Annotated in this window: 20 protein-coding genes; 14 read left to right on the forward strand and 6 right to left on the reverse strand. The window is 66.6% G+C overall.

Features of this window, described 5'->3' with window-relative positions; all coding sequences use genetic code 11:
- The first annotated feature begins 170 nt into the window (after nucleotides 1–170).
- Complete coding sequence (locus MNOD_RS11320) at nucleotides 171–674, forward strand: Hsp20/alpha crystallin family protein (protein ID WP_043748525.1); 504 nt, start codon at nucleotides 171–173, stop codon at nucleotides 672–674.
- Between the two features lie 401 nt (nucleotides 675–1075).
- On the opposite strand, the gene MNOD_RS11325 is transcribed toward MNOD_RS11320, so the two are convergent.
- Nucleotides 1076–1378, reverse strand: coding sequence for a hypothetical protein (locus MNOD_RS11325; RefSeq protein ID WP_050783308.1), 303 nt, complete (start codon nucleotides 1376–1378; stop codon nucleotides 1076–1078).
- A gap of 448 nt (nucleotides 1379–1826) precedes the next feature.
- On the opposite strand from MNOD_RS11325, the gene MNOD_RS11330 reads away from it, so the two are divergent.
- The 6 genes from MNOD_RS11330 to MNOD_RS11355 all read left to right on the forward strand — a co-directional run bounded on the left by MNOD_RS11330 (nucleotide 1827) and on the right by MNOD_RS11355 (nucleotide 7151).
- Nucleotides 1827–2618: a DUF2189 domain-containing protein gene (locus tag MNOD_RS11330; RefSeq protein ID WP_015929012.1), complete on the forward strand. Its 792-nt coding sequence runs from the start codon at nucleotides 1827–1829 to the stop codon at nucleotides 2616–2618.
- A 120-nt stretch (nucleotides 2619–2738) separates the two neighbouring features.
- Nucleotides 2739–3581: a cytochrome c oxidase subunit II gene (locus MNOD_RS11335; protein ID WP_015929013.1), complete on the forward strand. Its 843-nt coding sequence runs from the start codon at nucleotides 2739–2741 to the stop codon at nucleotides 3579–3581.
- Between the two features lie 11 nt (nucleotides 3582–3592).
- Complete coding sequence (gene ctaD / locus MNOD_RS11340; protein WP_015929014.1) at nucleotides 3593–5368, forward strand: cytochrome c oxidase subunit I; 1776 nt, start codon at nucleotides 3593–3595, stop codon at nucleotides 5366–5368.
- Nucleotides 5365–6066, forward strand: a complete 702-nt coding sequence (locus MNOD_RS11345; protein WP_015929015.1) for a cytochrome c oxidase subunit 3 — start codon at nucleotides 5365–5367, stop codon at nucleotides 6064–6066. Before ctaD ends, MNOD_RS11345 begins: the two co-directional genes overlap by 4 nt.
- A 17-nt stretch (nucleotides 6067–6083) precedes the next feature.
- Nucleotides 6084–6809, forward strand: a complete 726-nt coding sequence (locus MNOD_RS11350) for a heme-copper oxidase subunit III family protein (protein ID WP_015929016.1) — start codon at nucleotides 6084–6086, stop codon at nucleotides 6807–6809.
- Nucleotides 6810–6818: 9 nt separating this feature from the next.
- A complete protein-coding gene (locus MNOD_RS11355; protein WP_015929017.1) occupies nucleotides 6819–7151 on the forward strand; it encodes a cytochrome C oxidase subunit IV family protein in 333 nt (110 codons plus the stop codon).
- A gap of 120 nt (nucleotides 7152–7271) precedes the next feature.
- Here MNOD_RS11355 and MNOD_RS11360 read toward each other — a convergent pair whose 3' ends face one another.
- The 5 genes from MNOD_RS11360 to MNOD_RS11380 all read right to left on the reverse strand — a co-directional run bounded on the left by MNOD_RS11360 (nucleotide 7272) and on the right by MNOD_RS11380 (nucleotide 10413).
- Nucleotides 7272–7472, reverse strand: a complete 201-nt coding sequence (locus MNOD_RS11360) for a hypothetical protein (RefSeq protein ID WP_015929018.1) — start codon at nucleotides 7470–7472, stop codon at nucleotides 7272–7274.
- Between the two features lie 51 nt (nucleotides 7473–7523).
- Nucleotides 7524–7766 (reverse strand): dodecin family protein, encoded by a 243-nt coding sequence (locus MNOD_RS11365; protein ID WP_244424708.1) that lies wholly within the window; start codon nucleotides 7764–7766, stop codon nucleotides 7524–7526.
- 281 nt (nucleotides 7767–8047) lie between these two features.
- Nucleotides 8048–8578, reverse strand: a complete 531-nt coding sequence (locus MNOD_RS11370) for a Ros/MucR family transcriptional regulator (protein ID WP_015929020.1) — start codon at nucleotides 8576–8578, stop codon at nucleotides 8048–8050.
- A 282-nt stretch (nucleotides 8579–8860) separates the two neighbouring features.
- On the reverse strand, nucleotides 8861–9385 hold the full coding sequence (locus MNOD_RS41325) for an acyltransferase (protein ID WP_015929021.1): 525 nt from the start codon (nucleotides 9383–9385) through the stop codon (nucleotides 8861–8863).
- A gap of 122 nt (nucleotides 9386–9507) precedes the next feature.
- On the reverse strand, nucleotides 9508–10413 hold the full coding sequence (locus MNOD_RS11380) for a LysR family transcriptional regulator (protein ID WP_015929022.1): 906 nt from the start codon (nucleotides 10411–10413) through the stop codon (nucleotides 9508–9510).
- A 253-nt stretch (nucleotides 10414–10666) separates the two neighbouring features.
- Between MNOD_RS11380 and benA the strand changes: the two genes are divergently transcribed.
- The 7 genes from benA (at nucleotide 10667) to catC (ending at nucleotide 17057) form a co-directional block, all read left to right on the forward strand.
- Nucleotides 10667–12016 carry a benzoate 1,2-dioxygenase large subunit gene (gene benA / locus MNOD_RS11385; protein WP_015929023.1) on the forward strand — a complete coding sequence of 450 codons (1350 nt, stop codon included), beginning with the start codon at nucleotides 10667–10669 and terminating at the stop codon, nucleotides 12014–12016.
- Between the two features lie 128 nt (nucleotides 12017–12144).
- Complete coding sequence (gene benB / locus MNOD_RS11390; protein WP_015929024.1) at nucleotides 12145–12636, forward strand: benzoate 1,2-dioxygenase small subunit; 492 nt, start codon at nucleotides 12145–12147, stop codon at nucleotides 12634–12636.
- Nucleotides 12637–12649: 13 nt separating this feature from the next.
- Complete coding sequence (gene benC / locus MNOD_RS11395) at nucleotides 12650–13666, forward strand: benzoate 1,2-dioxygenase electron transfer component BenC (protein WP_015929025.1); 1017 nt, start codon at nucleotides 12650–12652, stop codon at nucleotides 13664–13666.
- Entirely contained in the window at nucleotides 13663–14466 is an 804-nt protein-coding gene (locus tag MNOD_RS11400) for a 1,6-dihydroxycyclohexa-2,4-diene-1-carboxylate dehydrogenase (protein WP_015929026.1), read from the forward strand. The genes benC and MNOD_RS11400 overlap by 4 nt, the downstream gene beginning before the upstream one ends.
- A gap of 33 nt (nucleotides 14467–14499) precedes the next feature.
- The gene (catA, locus tag MNOD_RS11405; protein ID WP_015929027.1) at nucleotides 14500–15429 is read left to right on the forward strand and encodes a catechol 1,2-dioxygenase; all 930 of its coding nucleotides are present in this window, start codon (nucleotides 14500–14502) and stop codon (nucleotides 15427–15429) included.
- 175 nt (nucleotides 15430–15604) lie between these two features.
- Complete coding sequence (locus MNOD_RS11410; protein WP_015929028.1) at nucleotides 15605–16774, forward strand: muconate/chloromuconate family cycloisomerase; 1170 nt, start codon at nucleotides 15605–15607, stop codon at nucleotides 16772–16774.
- A gap of 4 nt (nucleotides 16775–16778) precedes the next feature.
- Complete coding sequence (catC, locus tag MNOD_RS11415; protein ID WP_015929029.1) at nucleotides 16779–17057, forward strand: muconolactone Delta-isomerase; 279 nt, start codon at nucleotides 16779–16781, stop codon at nucleotides 17055–17057.
- The last annotated feature ends 23 nt before the right edge of the window (nucleotides 17058–17080 follow it).

Consider the following 17080-nt stretch of genomic DNA (forward strand, 5'->3'; position numbering starts at 1 on the left):
CCGATGTCCCGCGGATCTCATGAGCGGCAGATCGATCGTTTCACCCGCTTCGCGCCCTTGACACAGAGAGAGGCGCCACCATCTTTAACATCGCCAAGGCTAGAGTGCTTGGCGCCATGGGCGCTGGCAAGTGTCCAGCGCTCTCATACCCATGTTGCTCAATGGAGGATATGGCTATGAGAAATCTGATTCCCTGGGGACGCAGCCGCAATTCGGTCCCGAGCAGCGCAACCGGCTCCGAGGTGAGCCCGTTCCTGACGCTGCACCGTGAGATGAATCGGCTGTTCGATGATGTGTTCAGCCGCTTCGAGACGGGCATGCCGTCCTTGCTTGGGCCGTCCTGGCCGAGCATCGAGGTGAGCGCATCGGACAGGGAGGTCCGCGTCTCGGCCGAGCTGCCGGGCCTGGAGGACAAGGATGTCGAGATCCTGGTGGACGATGATGTCCTGACCATCCGCGGCGAGAAGAAGGCCGAGACGGAGGACAAGGAGCGCGGCTTCAGTGAGCGCACCTACGGCCGCTTCGAGCGCGTGATCCCGCTGCCCTACGGCGTGGAGGAGGACAGGGCGCAGGCGTCGTTCAAGAACGGCGTCCTCACCGTCACCCTGCCGAAGTCGGCCAAGGCGCAGGAGCGCGCCAAGCGCATCGCCATCAACGGCAAGAGCAACGCATAGCATGGATGCAGACTCGCCCCCGCGTGCCACGCCGCCCGCCGGGGGCGTTCCCTTGGCTGGGACGAGGGAGCGAGACCATGGAGCAGATGCAAGCCGAAACGCAGCGTGAGATCGCCCGGACGTCCTCCGCGGCGGAGACAGCCCGGGTGTCTCCGAACCGTCGTTCCTGGAGGCGCTCATCCATCCGGTGAGCGTCCTCCGCGATCCGTGCGAGGTCGTCTGACATCCGTGGTTCACCGACGACGAGAAGCGCATCATCCTGCTGTCATGGGCTGTCATGGGCGCGCGATGAGCTCGCGGCGGAGCAGATCGCCTGCAGGGCAGTTCCCGAACTCAAACCACAGTCGCGGATCGACGCCGTGATCGAAGCGCTATCGGAGTTCGAGCTCCTGGCGGCCGGATTAGGCGGGCTCGAGCGCGTCCTGCGGCGCACCTTCGGAAGCCTGGGCCTGGTGAGCGGGCGGTGTCCTGCCGGCAGACGTCGCGATCCGATCGCGCGAAAGCTGCCTCACGGACTTGAGAATGCTGCGGGCCGCCGATCGCGCGTTGCTGGACCGAAGTTCCGCCATCGGCATGCCGTCCCGCAGCGCGACGAAAGCCAGAGCCCGCAACTGATTGGCATCCGCGATCGCCCTTGCTCGCAAGGCCGCGATCTCCTCGGCGGTGCGCAGAACAGCCAGATGGTCTCCAGGAGGCGAGTGCATCGTTTGCGCCTTCGACCGCCGCCACATTCCTGCCCGAAATATGGCAGGATCGCACCGCGATGGACAGGGTGCAGCAAGTGCTGTGCTGGCCGCCGGCGTTGCAATTCTGGACTAACCAACTCGGCTTCCGGCTCGGTCGACCCAAATCGACACGGGTACGGCAGGGGTGGCGTCTCCATTGCGGACAGCGCCCGGTGCGCGAACCCGACGCCGATCCGGAGTTTGCGCGGCGATCTCCGCCATGCCGACGGTTGTGCGGCGACGGCCTTGATGGCCGCCGCGCCGGACCGGCATACGCGATCGATGTCGTAAGCGAAAATGGCGCGACAGGCTGGATGTAATTTGATATGGTTCGCTCTGCCGTGCTCGAGAGCTTAGCGATTGGGCTGCTGCTGTTTAAAGCTTGGCCGCTCGTCGCAGACAGGTCTTTCGTGTGGAGGGACGCGCGATGGCGATGCTTGATGCTGCCTCCTCTCACCGTGTGATGGCGCGTCCAAGCGTGCGCCCCATCGGCGCCCGGGATCTGAAGGCTGCCCTGATAAAGGGCGTCGAGGATTTCATGGCGATGCCGACTCACGTGCTGTTCCTGGTCGCCATCTACCCGATCGCGGGAGTGATCATCGCGACGGTGACCTTCGAGAATGAACTCATCCCGGTCCTGTTCCCGCTGGCCTCCGGCTTCGCGCTGATCGGGCCGTTCGCGGCGATCGGCCTCTACGAGCTGAGCCGGCGGAGGGAGCAGGGTCTCGATGTCTCCTGGGCTCACGCCTACGAGCCGCTCACGAGCCGCTCCGCCGGGTCGATCGTGGCGGTCGGCTTCCTCCTGATGCTGATCTTCGTCGCCTGGCTCGTCGCCGCGATGGGGCTGTACTGGGCGCTCTACGGCAATGAGACCCATGACTCGGTGTTCGCCTTCGCGCGGGAGGTTCTGACCACGCCCCGGGGCTGGATGCTGATCGTGTTCGGGAATCTCGTCGGAGCCGCCTTCTCGCTGGTCGCGCTGGCCCTCAGCGCCGTCTCGTTCCCGTTGATCATCGATCGGGGCACCGATGCCGGAACGGCCATCGAGACCTCGGTCGCCCTCCTGCGGGAGAACCCGCGCACGATGATCACCTGGGGCCTCATCGTCGCGGGCCTGCTGGTCATGGGCATGCTGCCGCTCTTCGTCGGGCTCGCCCTCGTCCTGCCCATTCTCGGCCACGCGACCTGGCACCTCTACCGTCGGGCCGTCGCACCCTGATGTCGCGAGAGCCGTTCCCGATCGGGCTGGATCAGGCACGGCCCTCAGGTCTGTCCGGTTGCGTGTTCTGACGACGAAACCGACGCGTCCCGCTCTCCGGACTGGGCGCGGGAGGCGACAATGGCCGTCATCCTCGTTCTGATCGCTCTCGGATCGATCGCGTTCCATCTTCTCAGCCCATGGTGGTGGACTCCGATCGCCTCCAACTGGGGCTACATTGACACCACGTTGATCATCACCTTCTGGATCACGGGCGTGGTGTTCACCGCGATCGTGCTGTTCGTGGCCTATTGCCTCTACCGCTTCCGGCACCGCCCCGGGCAGCGGGCGGCCTACGAGCCGGAGAGCCGGCGGCTCGAAGGCTGGCTCACCGCCCTGACGGCGCTCGGCGTGGCCGCCATGCTGGCCCCGGGCCTGGCCGTCTGGGCGCAATTCGTCCGGGTCCCCGACAACGCCGCGGAGGTCGAGATCGTCGCCCAGCAATGGCGCTGGAGCTTCCGGCTGCCCGGCGCCGACGGGCGCCTCGGCGCCGCCGATATCCGCTTCGTCAGCGACGACAACCCGCTCGGGCTCGACCCGGAGGATCCGGCCGGCCGGGACGACGTCATCATCGATGGCGGCGATCTGCACCTGCCGCTCGGCCGCCCCGTGAAGGCGCTGCTGCGCTCCTACGACGTGGTGCACAACTTCTACGTTCCGGAGTTCCGGGCCAAGATGGACATGATCCCCGGCATGGTGACCTATGTCTGGTTCACGCCGACCCGGACGGGCGCGTTCGACGCCCTCTGCAACGAGGTCTGCGGCGTCAACCACTACGCCATGCGCAGCCGCGTGGTCGTCGACGCGGAGCCCGCGTACCGGTCCTGGCTCGATCAGCAGAAGACCTTCTCCCAGTTCGCCACCCGCTCACCGGGCGGAACACGCGACGCCGCCCTGCTTCGGCGGGTGGCGGAAGACCGCTGAGGATTGACACCATGGCCGATGCCCAGCTCGGGACCGCGGGCCCATTTCCGAGGACGGAACTGGACGATGCCGACCTCTACCATCCGCATAGCTGGCTGACCCGCTACGTCTTCAGCCAGGACGCCAAGATCATCGCCATCCAGTACTCATGCACCGCCATGGCGATCGGCCTCGTGGCGCTGGTGCTGTCGTGGCTGATCCGGCTTCAGCTCGGCTTCCCCGGCCTCTTCTCGTTCATCGGGCCGACCGAGTACTACCAGTTCATCACCATGCACGGGATGATCATGGTGGTCTACCTGCTGACGGCGCTGTTCCTCGGCGGTTTCGGCAACTACCTGATTCCGCTCATGCTCGGCGCGCGGGACATGGTGTTCCCGTACGTGAACATGCTGAGCTACTGGGTCTACCTGCTCGCCGTGCTGGTCCTGATCGCGAGCTTCTTCGCACCGGGTGGTCCGACAGGGGCGGGCTGGACCCTCTACCCGCCGCAGGCCATCCTCTCGGGCACGCCCGGGCAGGAATGGGGCATCGTGCTGATGCTCGCCTCGCTCATCCTGTTCATCATCGGCTTCACCATGGGCGGCGTGAACTACGTCGTCACGGTGCTGCAGGCCCGCGCGCCCGGCATGACGCTGATGCGGATGCCGCTCACCATCTGGGGGATCTTCACCGCGACGGTCTTGGCGCTCCTCGCCTTCCCGGCCCTGTTCGTCGGGGCCGTGATGATGCTCCTCGACCGGCTCCTCGGGACGAGCTTCTTCATGCCCGCCATCGTGGAGGCGGGCCAGCGCCTGACATACGGGGGCGGCAGCCCGATCCTGTTCCAGCACCTGTTCTGGTTCTTCGGCCATCCAGAGGTCTACATCGTCGCGCTGCCCGCCTTCGGCATCGTCTCCGACCTGATCAGCACTCATGCCCGCAAGAACATCTTCGGGTACAGGATGATGGTCTGGGCGATCATCGCGATCGGGGCGCTCAGCTTCGTGGTGTGGGCGCATCACATGTATGTCAGCGGCATGAATCCGTATTTCGGGTTCTTCTTCGCGACGACGACGCTCATCATCGCGATCCCGACCGCCATCAAGGTCTATAACTGGATCCTGACGCTCTGGCGCGGGGACATCCACCTGACCGTGCCGATGCTGTTTGCGATCGCATTCATCGTGACCTTCCTGAACGGCGGCCTCACCGGCCTGTTCCTCGGCAACGTCGTGGTCGACGTGCCGCTCTCCGATACGATGTTCGTGGTCGCCCACTTCCACATGGTGATGGGGGTCGCCCCGATCCTAGTGATCTTCGGCGGCATCTATCACTGGTATCCGAAGGTCACCGGGCGCATGCTCGACGAGCGGCTGGGCAGGCTGCACTTCTGGGTGACGTTCCTCGGCGCCTACGCGATCTTCTTCCCGATGCACTATCTCGGACTGCTCGGCGTGCCGCGGCGGTACTTCGAGATCACGGGGCTGGACTTCATTCCGGCGTCGGTGTCGCCGCTCAACGCCTTCATCAGCCTGATGGCCTTCGCGGTCGGGGCGGCGCAGATCGTCTTCCTGGTGAACCTCGTGCGCAGCCGGACCCACGGGGCAGAAGCCGGCGGCAATCCCTGGCGCGCCACCACCCTGGAATGGCAGACGCCCCAGACCCCTCCGGCCCATGGCAATTGGGGCGACAGGCTGCCCGTCGTGTACCGCTGGCCCTACGATTACAGCGTGCCCGGCGCCGATCAGGACTTCGTGCCGCAGAATCAGCCGGACCGCGGCCCGGTCCTGGCGGGGGCGGCGCGATGAGCATCGTGCTCCTGTATCTGGCAGCGCTCGGTATCGTGTCGGCGCGGTGGCTCGCCCGGCAGCGCCTCACCGCCAAGCCCTGGCTGGGGGCGGGACCGGCCCTGGCGTTCGCGCCAGGCGGCCCGACGACCGAGCCGGCCAAGGTCGGGCTCGGATTCTTCCTCGCAGCGGTCGGGCTGCTGTTCGCGCTGCTGATCGGCGCCTACGGGATGCGGGTGCCGCCCGGCGCGCCGCGCATCCAGTTCGACCCCTGGTTCGTCTGGCTCACCACGGGCCTGCTCGGTCTCGCGAGCCTTGCCCTGCACGTGTCCGGATCGGCGGCCCGGCGCGGCGAGCGGAACGAGGTGCGAGCGGGTCTTCTGGTCGCCGGCGTGGCGACCCTCGGCTTCCTCTCAGGGCAGGGCCTCGCGTGGCGGCTGCTGTGGGAGGCCGGGGCCGGTCGCACGCCCGACGCCGCCGGCTCCTTCTTCTATCTGATCACGGTGCTGCACGGCCTGCATCTCGCGGGCGGCCTCGTCGCGCTCGCCTGCGTCACCGTTCGGGCCATGCGGGAGACGCTTCCGACGCGCGTCGCCCCGAGCATCGGGCTCTGCGCTCTCTACTGGGACGCCCTATTGGCGATCTGGCTCGTCCTGTTCGGCCTCCTGTTCCGGACGCCGTGGTCGGGCCTGATCGACGTCCTGTGCAGGCCCGCCTGACCACCGCGAGACCAATCATGACCGATACAGCCTTGCGTTCGCTGCCGCCCTCCGCCGAAGCACCGAAGAGCCAGTGGCGGCGGCTCACGGACGACTGGGCGGGAGATCGGCAGGCCTTCGCCGGAGCCTCGTGGCGCAAGGCGATGATCTGGATCTTCCTGCTCAGCGACACCTTCGTGTTCGGCTGTTTCCTCATCGGCTACATGACGGTGCGCATGTCGACGACGGAGCCCTGGCCGAATTCGAGCCAGGTCTTCGCCCTGGAGATCGGCGGCGCGTCGCTGCCCCTGATCCTGATCGCCATCATGACCTTCGTGCTGATCTCGAGCAGCGGCACGATGGCGATGGCGGTCGCCTTCGGCTATCGCCGCGCGCGGCGCAAGACGGCGCTCCTGATGATCGTCACCGCGCTCCTCGGCGCCACCTTCGTGGGCATGCAGGCCTTCGAATGGACGAAGCTGATCCACGAGGGCGTGCGTCCCTGGACGAATCCCTGGGGAGCCGCCCAGTTCGGCTCCGCCTTCTTCATGATCACGGGCTTCCACGGCACCCATGTGACCATCGGCGTGATCATTCTGCTGATCGTGGCCCGCAAGGTCTGGCGCGGGGACTTCGACACGGGCCGGCGGGGCTTTTTCACGAGCCAGCGCGGTCGCTACGAGAATGTCGAGATCGCCGGCCTCTACTGGCACTTCGTCGATCTCGTCTGGGTCTTCATCTTCGCTCTCTTCTATCTCTGGTAGGAGGATGCCATGCAGGGTGCCGCAGGGCAGGGAACAGGACAGGGCCACTCGATCCGGCTCTATCTGGTCGTGTGGGGCTGGCTGTTCGTGCTCAGCGCCTGCTCCTACCTGGTCGACTACTTCCACCTGCAGGGTCTCCTGCGCTGGTCGCTGATCCTCCTGTTCATGGTCGTCAAGGCGGGACTGATCACGGCGGTCTTCATGCATCTGGCCTGGGAGCGGCTCGCCCTGATCTACGTGATCCTGGTGCCGCCGACCGCTCTCTTGATCTTCGTGGTGATCATGGCCTCCGAGGCAAGCTACACGCTGTTCACCCGGATCGCCTATTTCGGCGCGAGCTGATCCGAGCCGCCCCGGATCTCCCGGAACCCGTCGGGTTCGAGTCGGGCGACCCGGGTCGGCAGGACGTCAAGGCTTGAGAGCCGCCGACCTGATGCAATCAGGTCGGGAACAGCTCTAGCATCAGGAAGGCGCGGCTGCGGCCAGGAAGCAGGCGATACCGGCAGCGACCATCACCAGCCCGGGCCAAGTGGCCCGTGGGCTCAGTCCGGCCGCGCTGTCGGTTCTGATCCTTGCCCGGAATCGCGCGCCCCAGTTCCCCTTGAAGGCGGTGAACAGGACGCCGCCGAACACGAGCAGCACGCCGGCCCAGACGAGCAGCATTCTCGTCTCAGAGGCAGCCTGCACGATCATGGCACACCCGGAGCGGTCGCCTCAGGCCGCGCCTGTGCCCTCGAGCAGGAACGAGAGCTTCACATTGACCCGGTACTGGGTCACCTTGTCGTTCTCGACGACAGCCTCGAATTCCTTGACCCAGACCGACTGAATGTTGCGCAGCGTGTTGGACGCGGTCTCGACCGCTTGCTTGATCGCGTCCTCGTAGCTTTGCGGAGATTGTGCCGACAGCTCGATGAACTTGACCACCGACATGATGGCCTCCTTGAGCGGGTTGGGCATCAGATCCTATGCCGAGACGATCCGGGAGGCAATTCGCCGTGCCGCTGCAGGCGGGGCGGCTGCCATGTCGGTCAGGTCCAATCCCGACACTCCCCGGCCCGCGGTTATCGGACTGAGCCTGGCCGAGTTCCGGAGGTTCCAGGCTGCGGCGGCCGCGTGGTGGCGCTCGCCGCGGAGCCCCTTCGGGCCCCGCCGCAATGGATCCCGCGTCAGGAGGCGCTCGCGACCGCAGGAACGCCAGGGCAGGGAAGCGAGATGCGGGTTTGCCGGCCGCCGCGGTCCTACTTCGACGACGCGGGCGTCTTCCGCGAACGGGCCGGAGCTTTCTTCGCCTCGGCCGGCGCACTCATCGCGGCCCCGCTCTCCGGGCGATTCTGAACGGCGCGCTCGCGCCGCAACTGGCCGAGACCGAGTTTCTTGGCGAGTTCGGAGCGCTGGGCCGCGTAGCTCGGGGCCACCATCGGGTAGTCGGTCGGCAAGCCGAATTTCATGCGGTATTCGGCAGGGGTGAGCCCATTCTTGGTCAGATGCCGTTTCATCGACTTGTAGAGCTTGCCATCGATGAAGCTGACGATGTGATCCGGCGTGATCGACTTCCGGATCTGAGCCGGGGTCAGCTTGGGCGTCTCCTCGACGGCAGGCTCCGACGGCTTGCCAAGCCCGCCGAGCGTCTGGCTTACCGCCGCGATCAGATCCGGTAGATCGGCCGGACGCACGACGTGATTCGACACGTAGGCGGAGACGATGGCGGCGACCAGATCGATCGTGTTCATCTCCGATTGCAATGTGACAGTGCCTGCTTCGTCGCTCATGGATAGAATCTCCCTAACGAGGCAGGGTTTTGGAGGAATTGCGGCCGCAGTCAATGCGATCTCGCAACAACTCACAGACGATTTTACGATGGAACTCCCTGCGTAATTTGGCGATCGCGATTTGCGGGAGAATACGTAGATGACTTGAGCATCACATCGCTGAGCTGCGGCCGCCCGATCCTGCACAACCGCCAAGGTGAAAGGCGCGGTCATCTTCACGATGCGCGGCCGGCGCGGGCCCGGCGGCCGGGATCCCGCCGAAGACTGGGGCCAGCATGCGGATCACAATTCCCTGATGATCCTGGCCGGCGATCCCCCGACAAGCACATGGGCCGGGACATCTTTCGTCACCACGGCGCCGCCAGCCACGATTGCATTCTCGCCGATCGTGATGCCCGGCAGGATCAGCGCATTGGCTCCAATCCATACGTCATTATGGATGGTGATTGGCTTCTGGATGCGCTTTCTGTGAATGCCGTCCCTTTCATAGATTTCATGCGTATTCGTTTCCAGGCTTACATTCGATGCAATCTGGCATCTTTCTCCAATCGACACACGGCTATTGTAGGTGGATATACGAAAATCGCGGGCGATGTAAGTTTCCCTCCCGATCGAAATCGACCCCAACGTATCATAGGTCATGCTATAATCGGTCTGCATCGGGCCAACGATTTGTACATCATGAGAAATTTTCATGCCGGATAGGCGGTAAAAAATCACCTTCAGCGGTGCAAATGCCTGAAATCCGGGTATCAAATTGCCGATGAACAGAAATGTATACTTTATCATCATAAATATTGCCGTCATTTTCTTCCCCCTGGATTCTCATGGTCAAAGACAAATCGTACAATACCGATCGTGCGGCTTGGATAAGAAATGTTAGAGCGCTCCCTTGCGCCGAACCGGCGTCCACTTCGGCGGAGAGCGCTCTAAACGCCGAACACGATGCCTTCCCGCTCGTAGTCTTCGTGCACGCAGTCGAGGATCAGGCCGATCTCGGGGGAGGGGTCGTCCTTGCGATAGCTCATGATGACAGGAATGAGCGCCTTCTCCTCGTCCAGCGGCCGGTAGGCCACGCCGTCGCGGCGCAGGCGCTCGACGGAGGCGGGCACGACGCAGACCCCCACTCCTGCGGCGACCAGCCCCAGGGCCGTCTGCAGCTCGCGCACCTCGTGAATGACGGGTGGGCGCACGCCGTGATCGCGAAACAGCGCCAGGATGCGGTCGGCGTTGTTCGGGCGCGCTCCCTTGGGATAGACGATGAGCGGTGAATCGGCCAGGTCCCGCAGCCGCAACGGGCCGCGCAGGCCGGAATCCCAGCCCAGGGGCACGGCGACGATCAGCCTCTCGTTGCGCAGCAGCACGCGGGCGATGGCCGGGTCCTCGATCTCGATGCGGCCGAAGCCGACATCGATCCGTCCCTCCTTCAAGGCGGCGATCTGCTCCAGCGTCAGCAATTCGAGCAGGGTGAGATCGACGTCCGGCCGCTTCAGGCGGTAGCCCCGGATGATCTCGGGCAGGCGTCCGTAGAGGGTCGAGGCGACGAAGCCGACCCGGAAGCGGTTGCGCTCCGCCAAGCGGAGGCGGCGCCCGGTCTCGCGCAGGTCGTCGATGCGCTCCAGGATCTGGATCGCCTGCTCGAAGATCAGCCGTCCCGGCTCGGTCAGGCGGACCGGGCGCGAGCCCCGCTCGATCAGAGCCATGCCGAGTTCGTCTTCGAGCTGCTGGATCTGCTTGCTCAGCGCGGGCTGGGCCACATGCAGCGTCTCGGCGGCTCGCGTGAAGCTCTGCTCGCGGCCGACCGCCACGAAGTAGCGAAGATGCCGAAACTCCAATCATTCCTCCCAGGCATAATGGTGTTCCTCATCGGTCTTGGACGCCGGTATGCGTCCTGACTAGAACTGAAAAAAGAGGAAACGCACAGGAGCGAGCGAGGCTCGTCAGGAGCGGCCCGAACGGCCGGATCGAGCGCCACGCCCTCCTTGGCACAGATGGACGAAGAGCTTGAGCTGGCCGCGCACCTTGCGTCGACCCGCACCGATCCTCTTCGCCCGCAAGCAAGGCCGGCTTCGCGGCCAGGAGGACACCGTGCTGGAAGATCTGCATCAGCTTGTCGAGACCGCGGTCGAGGAGAACCCGGAAACCGGCGTCCACCGCTGCCGGCGCGACATCTTCACGGATCCGGACATCTTCGAACTGGAGATGCAGCATATCTTCGAGGGGAACTGGATCTATCTCGCGCATGAGAGCCAGATCCCGAACCCGAACGACTACTTCACGACCTATATGGGCCGCCAGCCGGTGGTCATCACGCGCAACCGCAAGGGCGAGCTCAACGCTTTCGTCAATGCGTGCAGCCACCGGGGCGCGATGATCTGCCGGCACAAGCGCGGCAACAAGGCGACCTTCACCTGCCCGTTCCACGGCTGGACCTTCAGCAACGGCGGCAAGCTCCTCAAGGTCAAGGATCCGGAGGGGGCGGGCTATCCGGAGAGCTTCAACCGCGACGGCTCCCACGACCTCGCCCGGGTGGCGCGCTTCGAGTCCTATCGCGGCTTCCTGTTCGGCAGCCTCAACCCGGAGGTGAAGCCGCTCGCCGAGCATCTGGGCGAGGCGGCCAGGATCATCGACATGATCGTCGACCAGTCGCCGGACGGCCTGGAGGTGCTGCGCGGCTCCTCGAGCTACATCTTCGACGGCAACTGGAAGCTCCAGACCGAGAACGGCGCGGACGGCTACCACGTCAGCGCCACGCACTGGAACTACGCGGCGACGACGAGCCGCCGCAAGGAGGCGCATGTGGTCGACAAGACCCGCGCCATGGATGCGGGCGGCTGGGCCAAGCAGGGCGGCGGCTTCTACTCCTTCGAGCACGGCCACCTGCTGCTCTGGACGACCTGGTCGAACCCGGAGGACCGGCCGCTCTGGGAGCGCCGCGAGGAGCTGATCGCCCAGCACGGCCAGGCGATGGCGGACTGGATGATCAGCCGCTCGCGCAACCTCTGCCTCTACCCGAACGTCTATCTGATGGACCAGTTCTCGTCGCAGATCCGGACCTACCGGCCGATCGCGGTCGATAAGACCGAGGTGACGATCTACTGCATCGCGCCGAAGAACGAGAGCGCCGAGGCGCGGGCGCGGCGGATCCGGCAATACGAGGATTTCTTCAACGCGAGCGGCATGGCCACGCCCGACGACCTGGAAGAGTTCCGCGCCTGCCAGCTCGGCTATCGCGGCCGGGCGGCGCGGTGGAACGACCTCAGTCGGGGCGCCACCCACTGGATTTCGGGCGCCGACGAGGGCGCGAAGGCGATCGGCCTCAAGCCGCTGCTCAGCGGCGCCAAGACCGAGGACGAGGGCCTGTTCGGCATCCAGCACCGCTACTGGATGGAGACGATGCGCCGGCACATCGCGGCCGCGGACGCCAAGCAGGGCTGAGACACCGGTCCTCCCGCCCGGCCGGTCCGGCGGGAGATTCCCAACAGACAGGTTCAAGACAGACGAGCGAGGAGGGCCGGGCCCGCAGCGGCACCGAACGCCCTGCCACGCCGGGAGGAGACACCCCGATGACCCTCACCCTGGAGCAGGTTCAGCAGTTCCTCTACCGCGAGGCCCGCTATCTCGACGACCGCGACTTCGACGCGTGGCTCGCCCTCTACGCGCCCGACGCCGAATTCTGGATGCCGTCCTGGGACGACGACGACGAGCTCGTCACCGATCCGCAGCGCGAGGTCTCGCTGATCTACTACGACAGCCGAAGCGGGCTCGAGGACCGGGTGTTCCGCATCCGCACCGAGCGTTCCAGCGCCACCAGCCTGCCGGAGCCGCGCACCTCGCACAACATCAGCAATGTCGAGATCCTCGAACAGGATGAGGTCTCCTGCAAGCTCCGCTTCAACTGGCTCACCTTCAACTACCGCTACAAGACAATAGATACGCATTTCGGAACATCGTTCTACACGCTTGACACCAGCGGAGAGACGCCGCTGATCAAGAACAAGAAGGTCGTTCTAAAGAACGACTACATCCATCATGTCATCGACATCTATCATATCTGAGGGGGGCGCAGCCATGTACAATGTCGCGCTCAATTTCGAGGACGGCGTCACCCGCTTCATCGGCTGCCGCCCGGGTGAGACGGTGGCGGACGCGTCCTACCGGCTCGGGATCAACATCCCGCTCGATTGCCGGGACGGCGCCTGCGGCACCTGCCGGGTCAAGTGCGAAGGCGGCCGCTTCGATCCGGGCAGCTATATCGAGGACGCGCTGACCGACGAGGAGGCCGCCCAGGGCTTCGCGCTCGCCTGCCAGATGCGGCCGCAGACCGACCTCGTGCTCGCCGTCGCGGCCTCCTCGGACCTGTGCAAGACCAAAATCGCCGCGCACAAGGGCACGATCGCTTCGGTGCGGCGCCTCTCGGACACGACCTTCGGGCTCACGGTCGAGACCGAGGAGCCGATCGGCTTCCTGCCGGGACAATACGTCAACGTCGCGGTGCCGGGCAGCGATCAGACGCGCTCCTACTCGTTCAGCTCGATCCCCGGCAGCCCAGAGGCCCAGTTCCTGATCCGCAACATTCCCGGCGGCTTGATGAGCAGCTTCCTGGCGGATAGCGCCAAGCCCGGGGTGAGCCTGGACCTGACCGGCCCCTCGGGAAGCTTCTACCTGCGCGAGATCAAGCGGCCGGTTCTGATGCTGGCGGGGGGCACCGGGCTCGCGCCGTTCCTGTCGATGCTGAGCCGGATCGCCGAGACCGGCAGCGCCCACCCGATCCACCTCGTCTATGGCGTGACGCACGACGCCGACCTCGTCGAGACGGAGGCGCTGGAGGCGGCCGCCGAGCGCATCCCGGGATTCAGCTTCGACACCTGCGTGGCCTCGCCGGAGAGCGCGCATCCGAAGAAGGGCTACGTCACCGAGCACCTCGCGGCCGAGCATCTGAACGGCGGCGACGTCGACACCTATCTGTGCGGCCCGCCCGCGATGGTCGACGCGGTGCGCAAGTCCTTCGCCGCGCAGGGGCTCACCCCGGCGAGTTTCCACTACGAGAAATTCTCCGCGAGCGGCACGGTCGGGGGCGGCGCATGAGCCGGGCCGCAGGCGTGATCGCACCCGGGCGCTTTTCCGGGAAAGTCGTGGCGGTGACCGGTGCCGCGCAGGGCATCGGCCGCGAGGTGGCGCTGCGGCTCGCCCGCGAGGGCGCCGATCTCCTCCTCACGGACCGGTCCGCGATCGTGGAGGAGACCGCCGCCGAGGCCCGCGACCTCGGCGCGACCGTCGCCGTCGAGCTGGCCGACCTCGAACGCTACGAGGGCGCCGAGCAGGTGATGGCCGGCGCCGTCTCGCGCTTCCGGCGCCTCGACGTGCTGATCAACAATGTGGGCGGCTCGATCTGGTTCAAGCCCTACGCCCATTACGCCCCGCAGGAGGTGGAGGCCGAGATTCGGCGCTCGCTGTTTCCGACGCTCTGGTGCTGCCGGGCGGCGCTGCCGCTCATGCTGGAGGGCGGGGGCGGCAGCATCGTCAACGTCTCGTCGGTGGCGACGCGCGGCGTCAACCGCGTGCCCTACGCGGCCGCGAAGGGCGGGGTGAACGCGCTGACCGCCTGCCTCGCCTGGGAATATGCGGCCCACAACATCCGGGTGAATGCGGTCGCGCCCGGCGGCACCGAGGCGCCCCCGCGGCGGATCCCGCGCAATCCCGCCGCGCCGAGCGAGCAGGAGCGTGCCTGGATCGACGAGGTCGTGGCCCAGACCAAGGCGTCGAGCCTGATGGGCCGCTACGGCACCCCGGCCGAGCAGGCGGCAGCGATCCTGTTCCTGGCCTCGGACGAGGCCTCCTACGTCACCGGCGTCACGCTGCCCGTGGCAGGCGGCGACCTCGGCTGACACCCTTCAACAACCCACGAGAGGAGACGCCCGATGACGACCACGCTCACCGATTCCCCCGAGGTCCAGGCTCTGTTCGACAAGGTCGCAGGGCTCGACACCGACGCGGGCAACCCGCGCATCAAGCAGATCGTGCGCCGCGTCGTGGCCGATGCCTGCCGCATCATCGAGGAGTTCGACGTCACGCCGAACGAGTTCTGGACGGCGATGAGCTACCTGACCGAGACCGGTCAGAAGAACGAGTTCGGCCTGCTGATGCCGGGGCTCGGCATCGAGCACTTCATCGACCTGTGCATCGATGCCAGGGAGCGGGCGATGGGGATCGAGGGCGGCACGCCGCGCACCATCGAGGGGCCGCTCTACGTCGCGGGTGCGCCGCTCGCGAAGGGCGAGGCGCGCCTCGACGACGATCCGGAGGACGGGGAGGTGCTGATCGTCGAGGGCCAGGTGACGGGCCGGGGCGGCGTGCCGCTCGCGGGCGCCGTGGTGGATGTCTGGCATGCCAACACCCTCGGCAACTATTCGGTGTTCGACAAGAGCCAGAGCCCCTGGAACCTGCGCCGCCGCATCGAGACGGATGCACAAGGGCGCTACCGGTTCCGCAGCATCCTGCCGAAGGGCTATGGCTGCCCGCCCCAGGGCCAGACGCAGAAGCTCCTCGACCAGCTCGGCCGTCACGGCCAGCGCCCGGCGCATATCCACTTCTTCGTCTCGGGGCCGGAGCACCGGCAGCTCACGACCCAGATCAACCTCGCGGACGACCCTTACGTCTATGACGATTTCGCCTTCGGCACCCGGGACGGGCTCGTGGTCGAGGTGGAGCGGGTGACCGACCCGGCGGCGATCGCGGCGGCGGGCCTGAACGAGCCGTTCTCGAAGATCCGCTTCGACTTCGCGCTCAATCCCGAGATCGCCGACGCGCCCGACCCGGTGGTGATCCGGCCGCACGCGCAGGCCGCCTGATCCGCCCGGTGCTCCTCCCCGGGGAGGAGCACCACGCCATCACCCCGCACGAGGTCGCCCGGCCCGGACGCGTCTCCCGCGTGCCGACCTCGGCCTTCGACCATCCACGCAGTAGGGCAGGGCGGGACCGGATGCCGCGCGCCCTTAGCGCCCTCCAGCTTCCCAAGGCCCTGTCATGCTCGCGAAAACCCAGATCCACGACCACGCGGCCGGCTCGCCGGCCCGTGACCTCGCGGTCGCGCAGATCCGCGCCACCATCGTGGACGTGCCGACGGTGCGGCAGCACAAGCTCTCGCAGACCTCCGTCACGGCCCAGAGCTACGTCATCGTGCAGGTGCGGCTCGAGAACGGTGTCGAGGGAATCGGCGAGGCCGCGACCCTGGGCGGTCCGCGCTGGAGCGAGGAGAGCGTCGAGGGCATCAAGGCGACCATCGACGCCTATCTGGCACCGGCCCTGATCGGGCAGCGCGCCGACCACTTCGTCACGGCGGGCCTCGTCCTCGACGCCGCCGCCAAGCGCAACAACGCCGCCAAGGCGGCGATCGAGACCGCCCTGTTCGACGCGGTGGGCAAGACGCTGGGGCTGCCGGCCGCGGCGCTCCTCGGCGGGGCGGTCCGCTCCAGCCTGCCCGTCCTGTGGACGCTCGCCTCCGGCGATCCCGACCAGGAGATCGCGGAAGCCCACGCCAAGCTCGACGCACGCCTGCACCGCACCTTCAAGATCAAGATCGGCGCCCAGGCTCCCGAAGCCGATCTCGCGCGCCTGACCCGGCTCGCGGCCGCGCTCGCCGACCGCGCCACCCTGATCGTCGACGCCAACCAGGCCTGGGACGAGACCACCGCTCGGCGCTTCCTGCCGCGCCTGCGCGATCTTAAGATTGCCCTCGTCGAGCAGCCGCTGCCGGCCTGGAACATCGCCGGCATGGGCCGCCTGCGGACCCGGGACGATAGTCCGCCGCTGCTCGCCGACGAATGCGTCTTCACCGCCCACGACATGCTGGCGGTGGCACAGGGAGCCGCCGCCGATGCCGTCTCGCTGAAGCTCGTCAAGCATGGCGGCCTCATCGGGTTGCGCAAGGTCGCGGCGGTGGCGGAGGCGGCCGGCATCGGGCTCTATGGCGGGTGCCTGCTGGAGAGCTCGATCGGGGCCGCAGCCCACCTGCAGGCTTTCGCAGGGCTGCGCGATCTCGCCTGGGGCTGCGAGCATTTCGGGCCGCAGATCCTCACCGACGACCTCGTGACCGAGCCCCTGCGCTTCCACGACTTCGAGGTGCACCTGCCGGCCGGCCCCGGCCTCGGCGTCACGCTCGATCCCGACAAGCTGCGCCATTACGCACGGAGCTGATCCCATGCTGTACTGCGTCGAGATGGATGTCGCCATCCCGCACGGCCTCGATCCCGAGTACGTCTCCCGATTGAAGGCCGACGAGAAGGCCCGCGCCCAGGATCTGCAGCGCCAGGGCAAGTGGGTCCACCTGTGGCGCGTGGCGGGGCGCTACGCGAATATCAGCATCTTCGATGTCGCGAGCCATGACGAGCTGCACGACATCCTGTCCACCCTGCCGCTCTTCCCGTTCATGACGATCCGGGTGACGCCGCTCGCGCGTCATCCCTCCGCCATTGCCTGAACGGCCGCACCTCGCCGGCGCCC

This window comes from Methylobacterium nodulans ORS 2060, assembly GCF_000022085.1.
GTDB lineage: Bacteria > Pseudomonadota > Alphaproteobacteria > Rhizobiales > Beijerinckiaceae > Methylobacterium > Methylobacterium nodulans.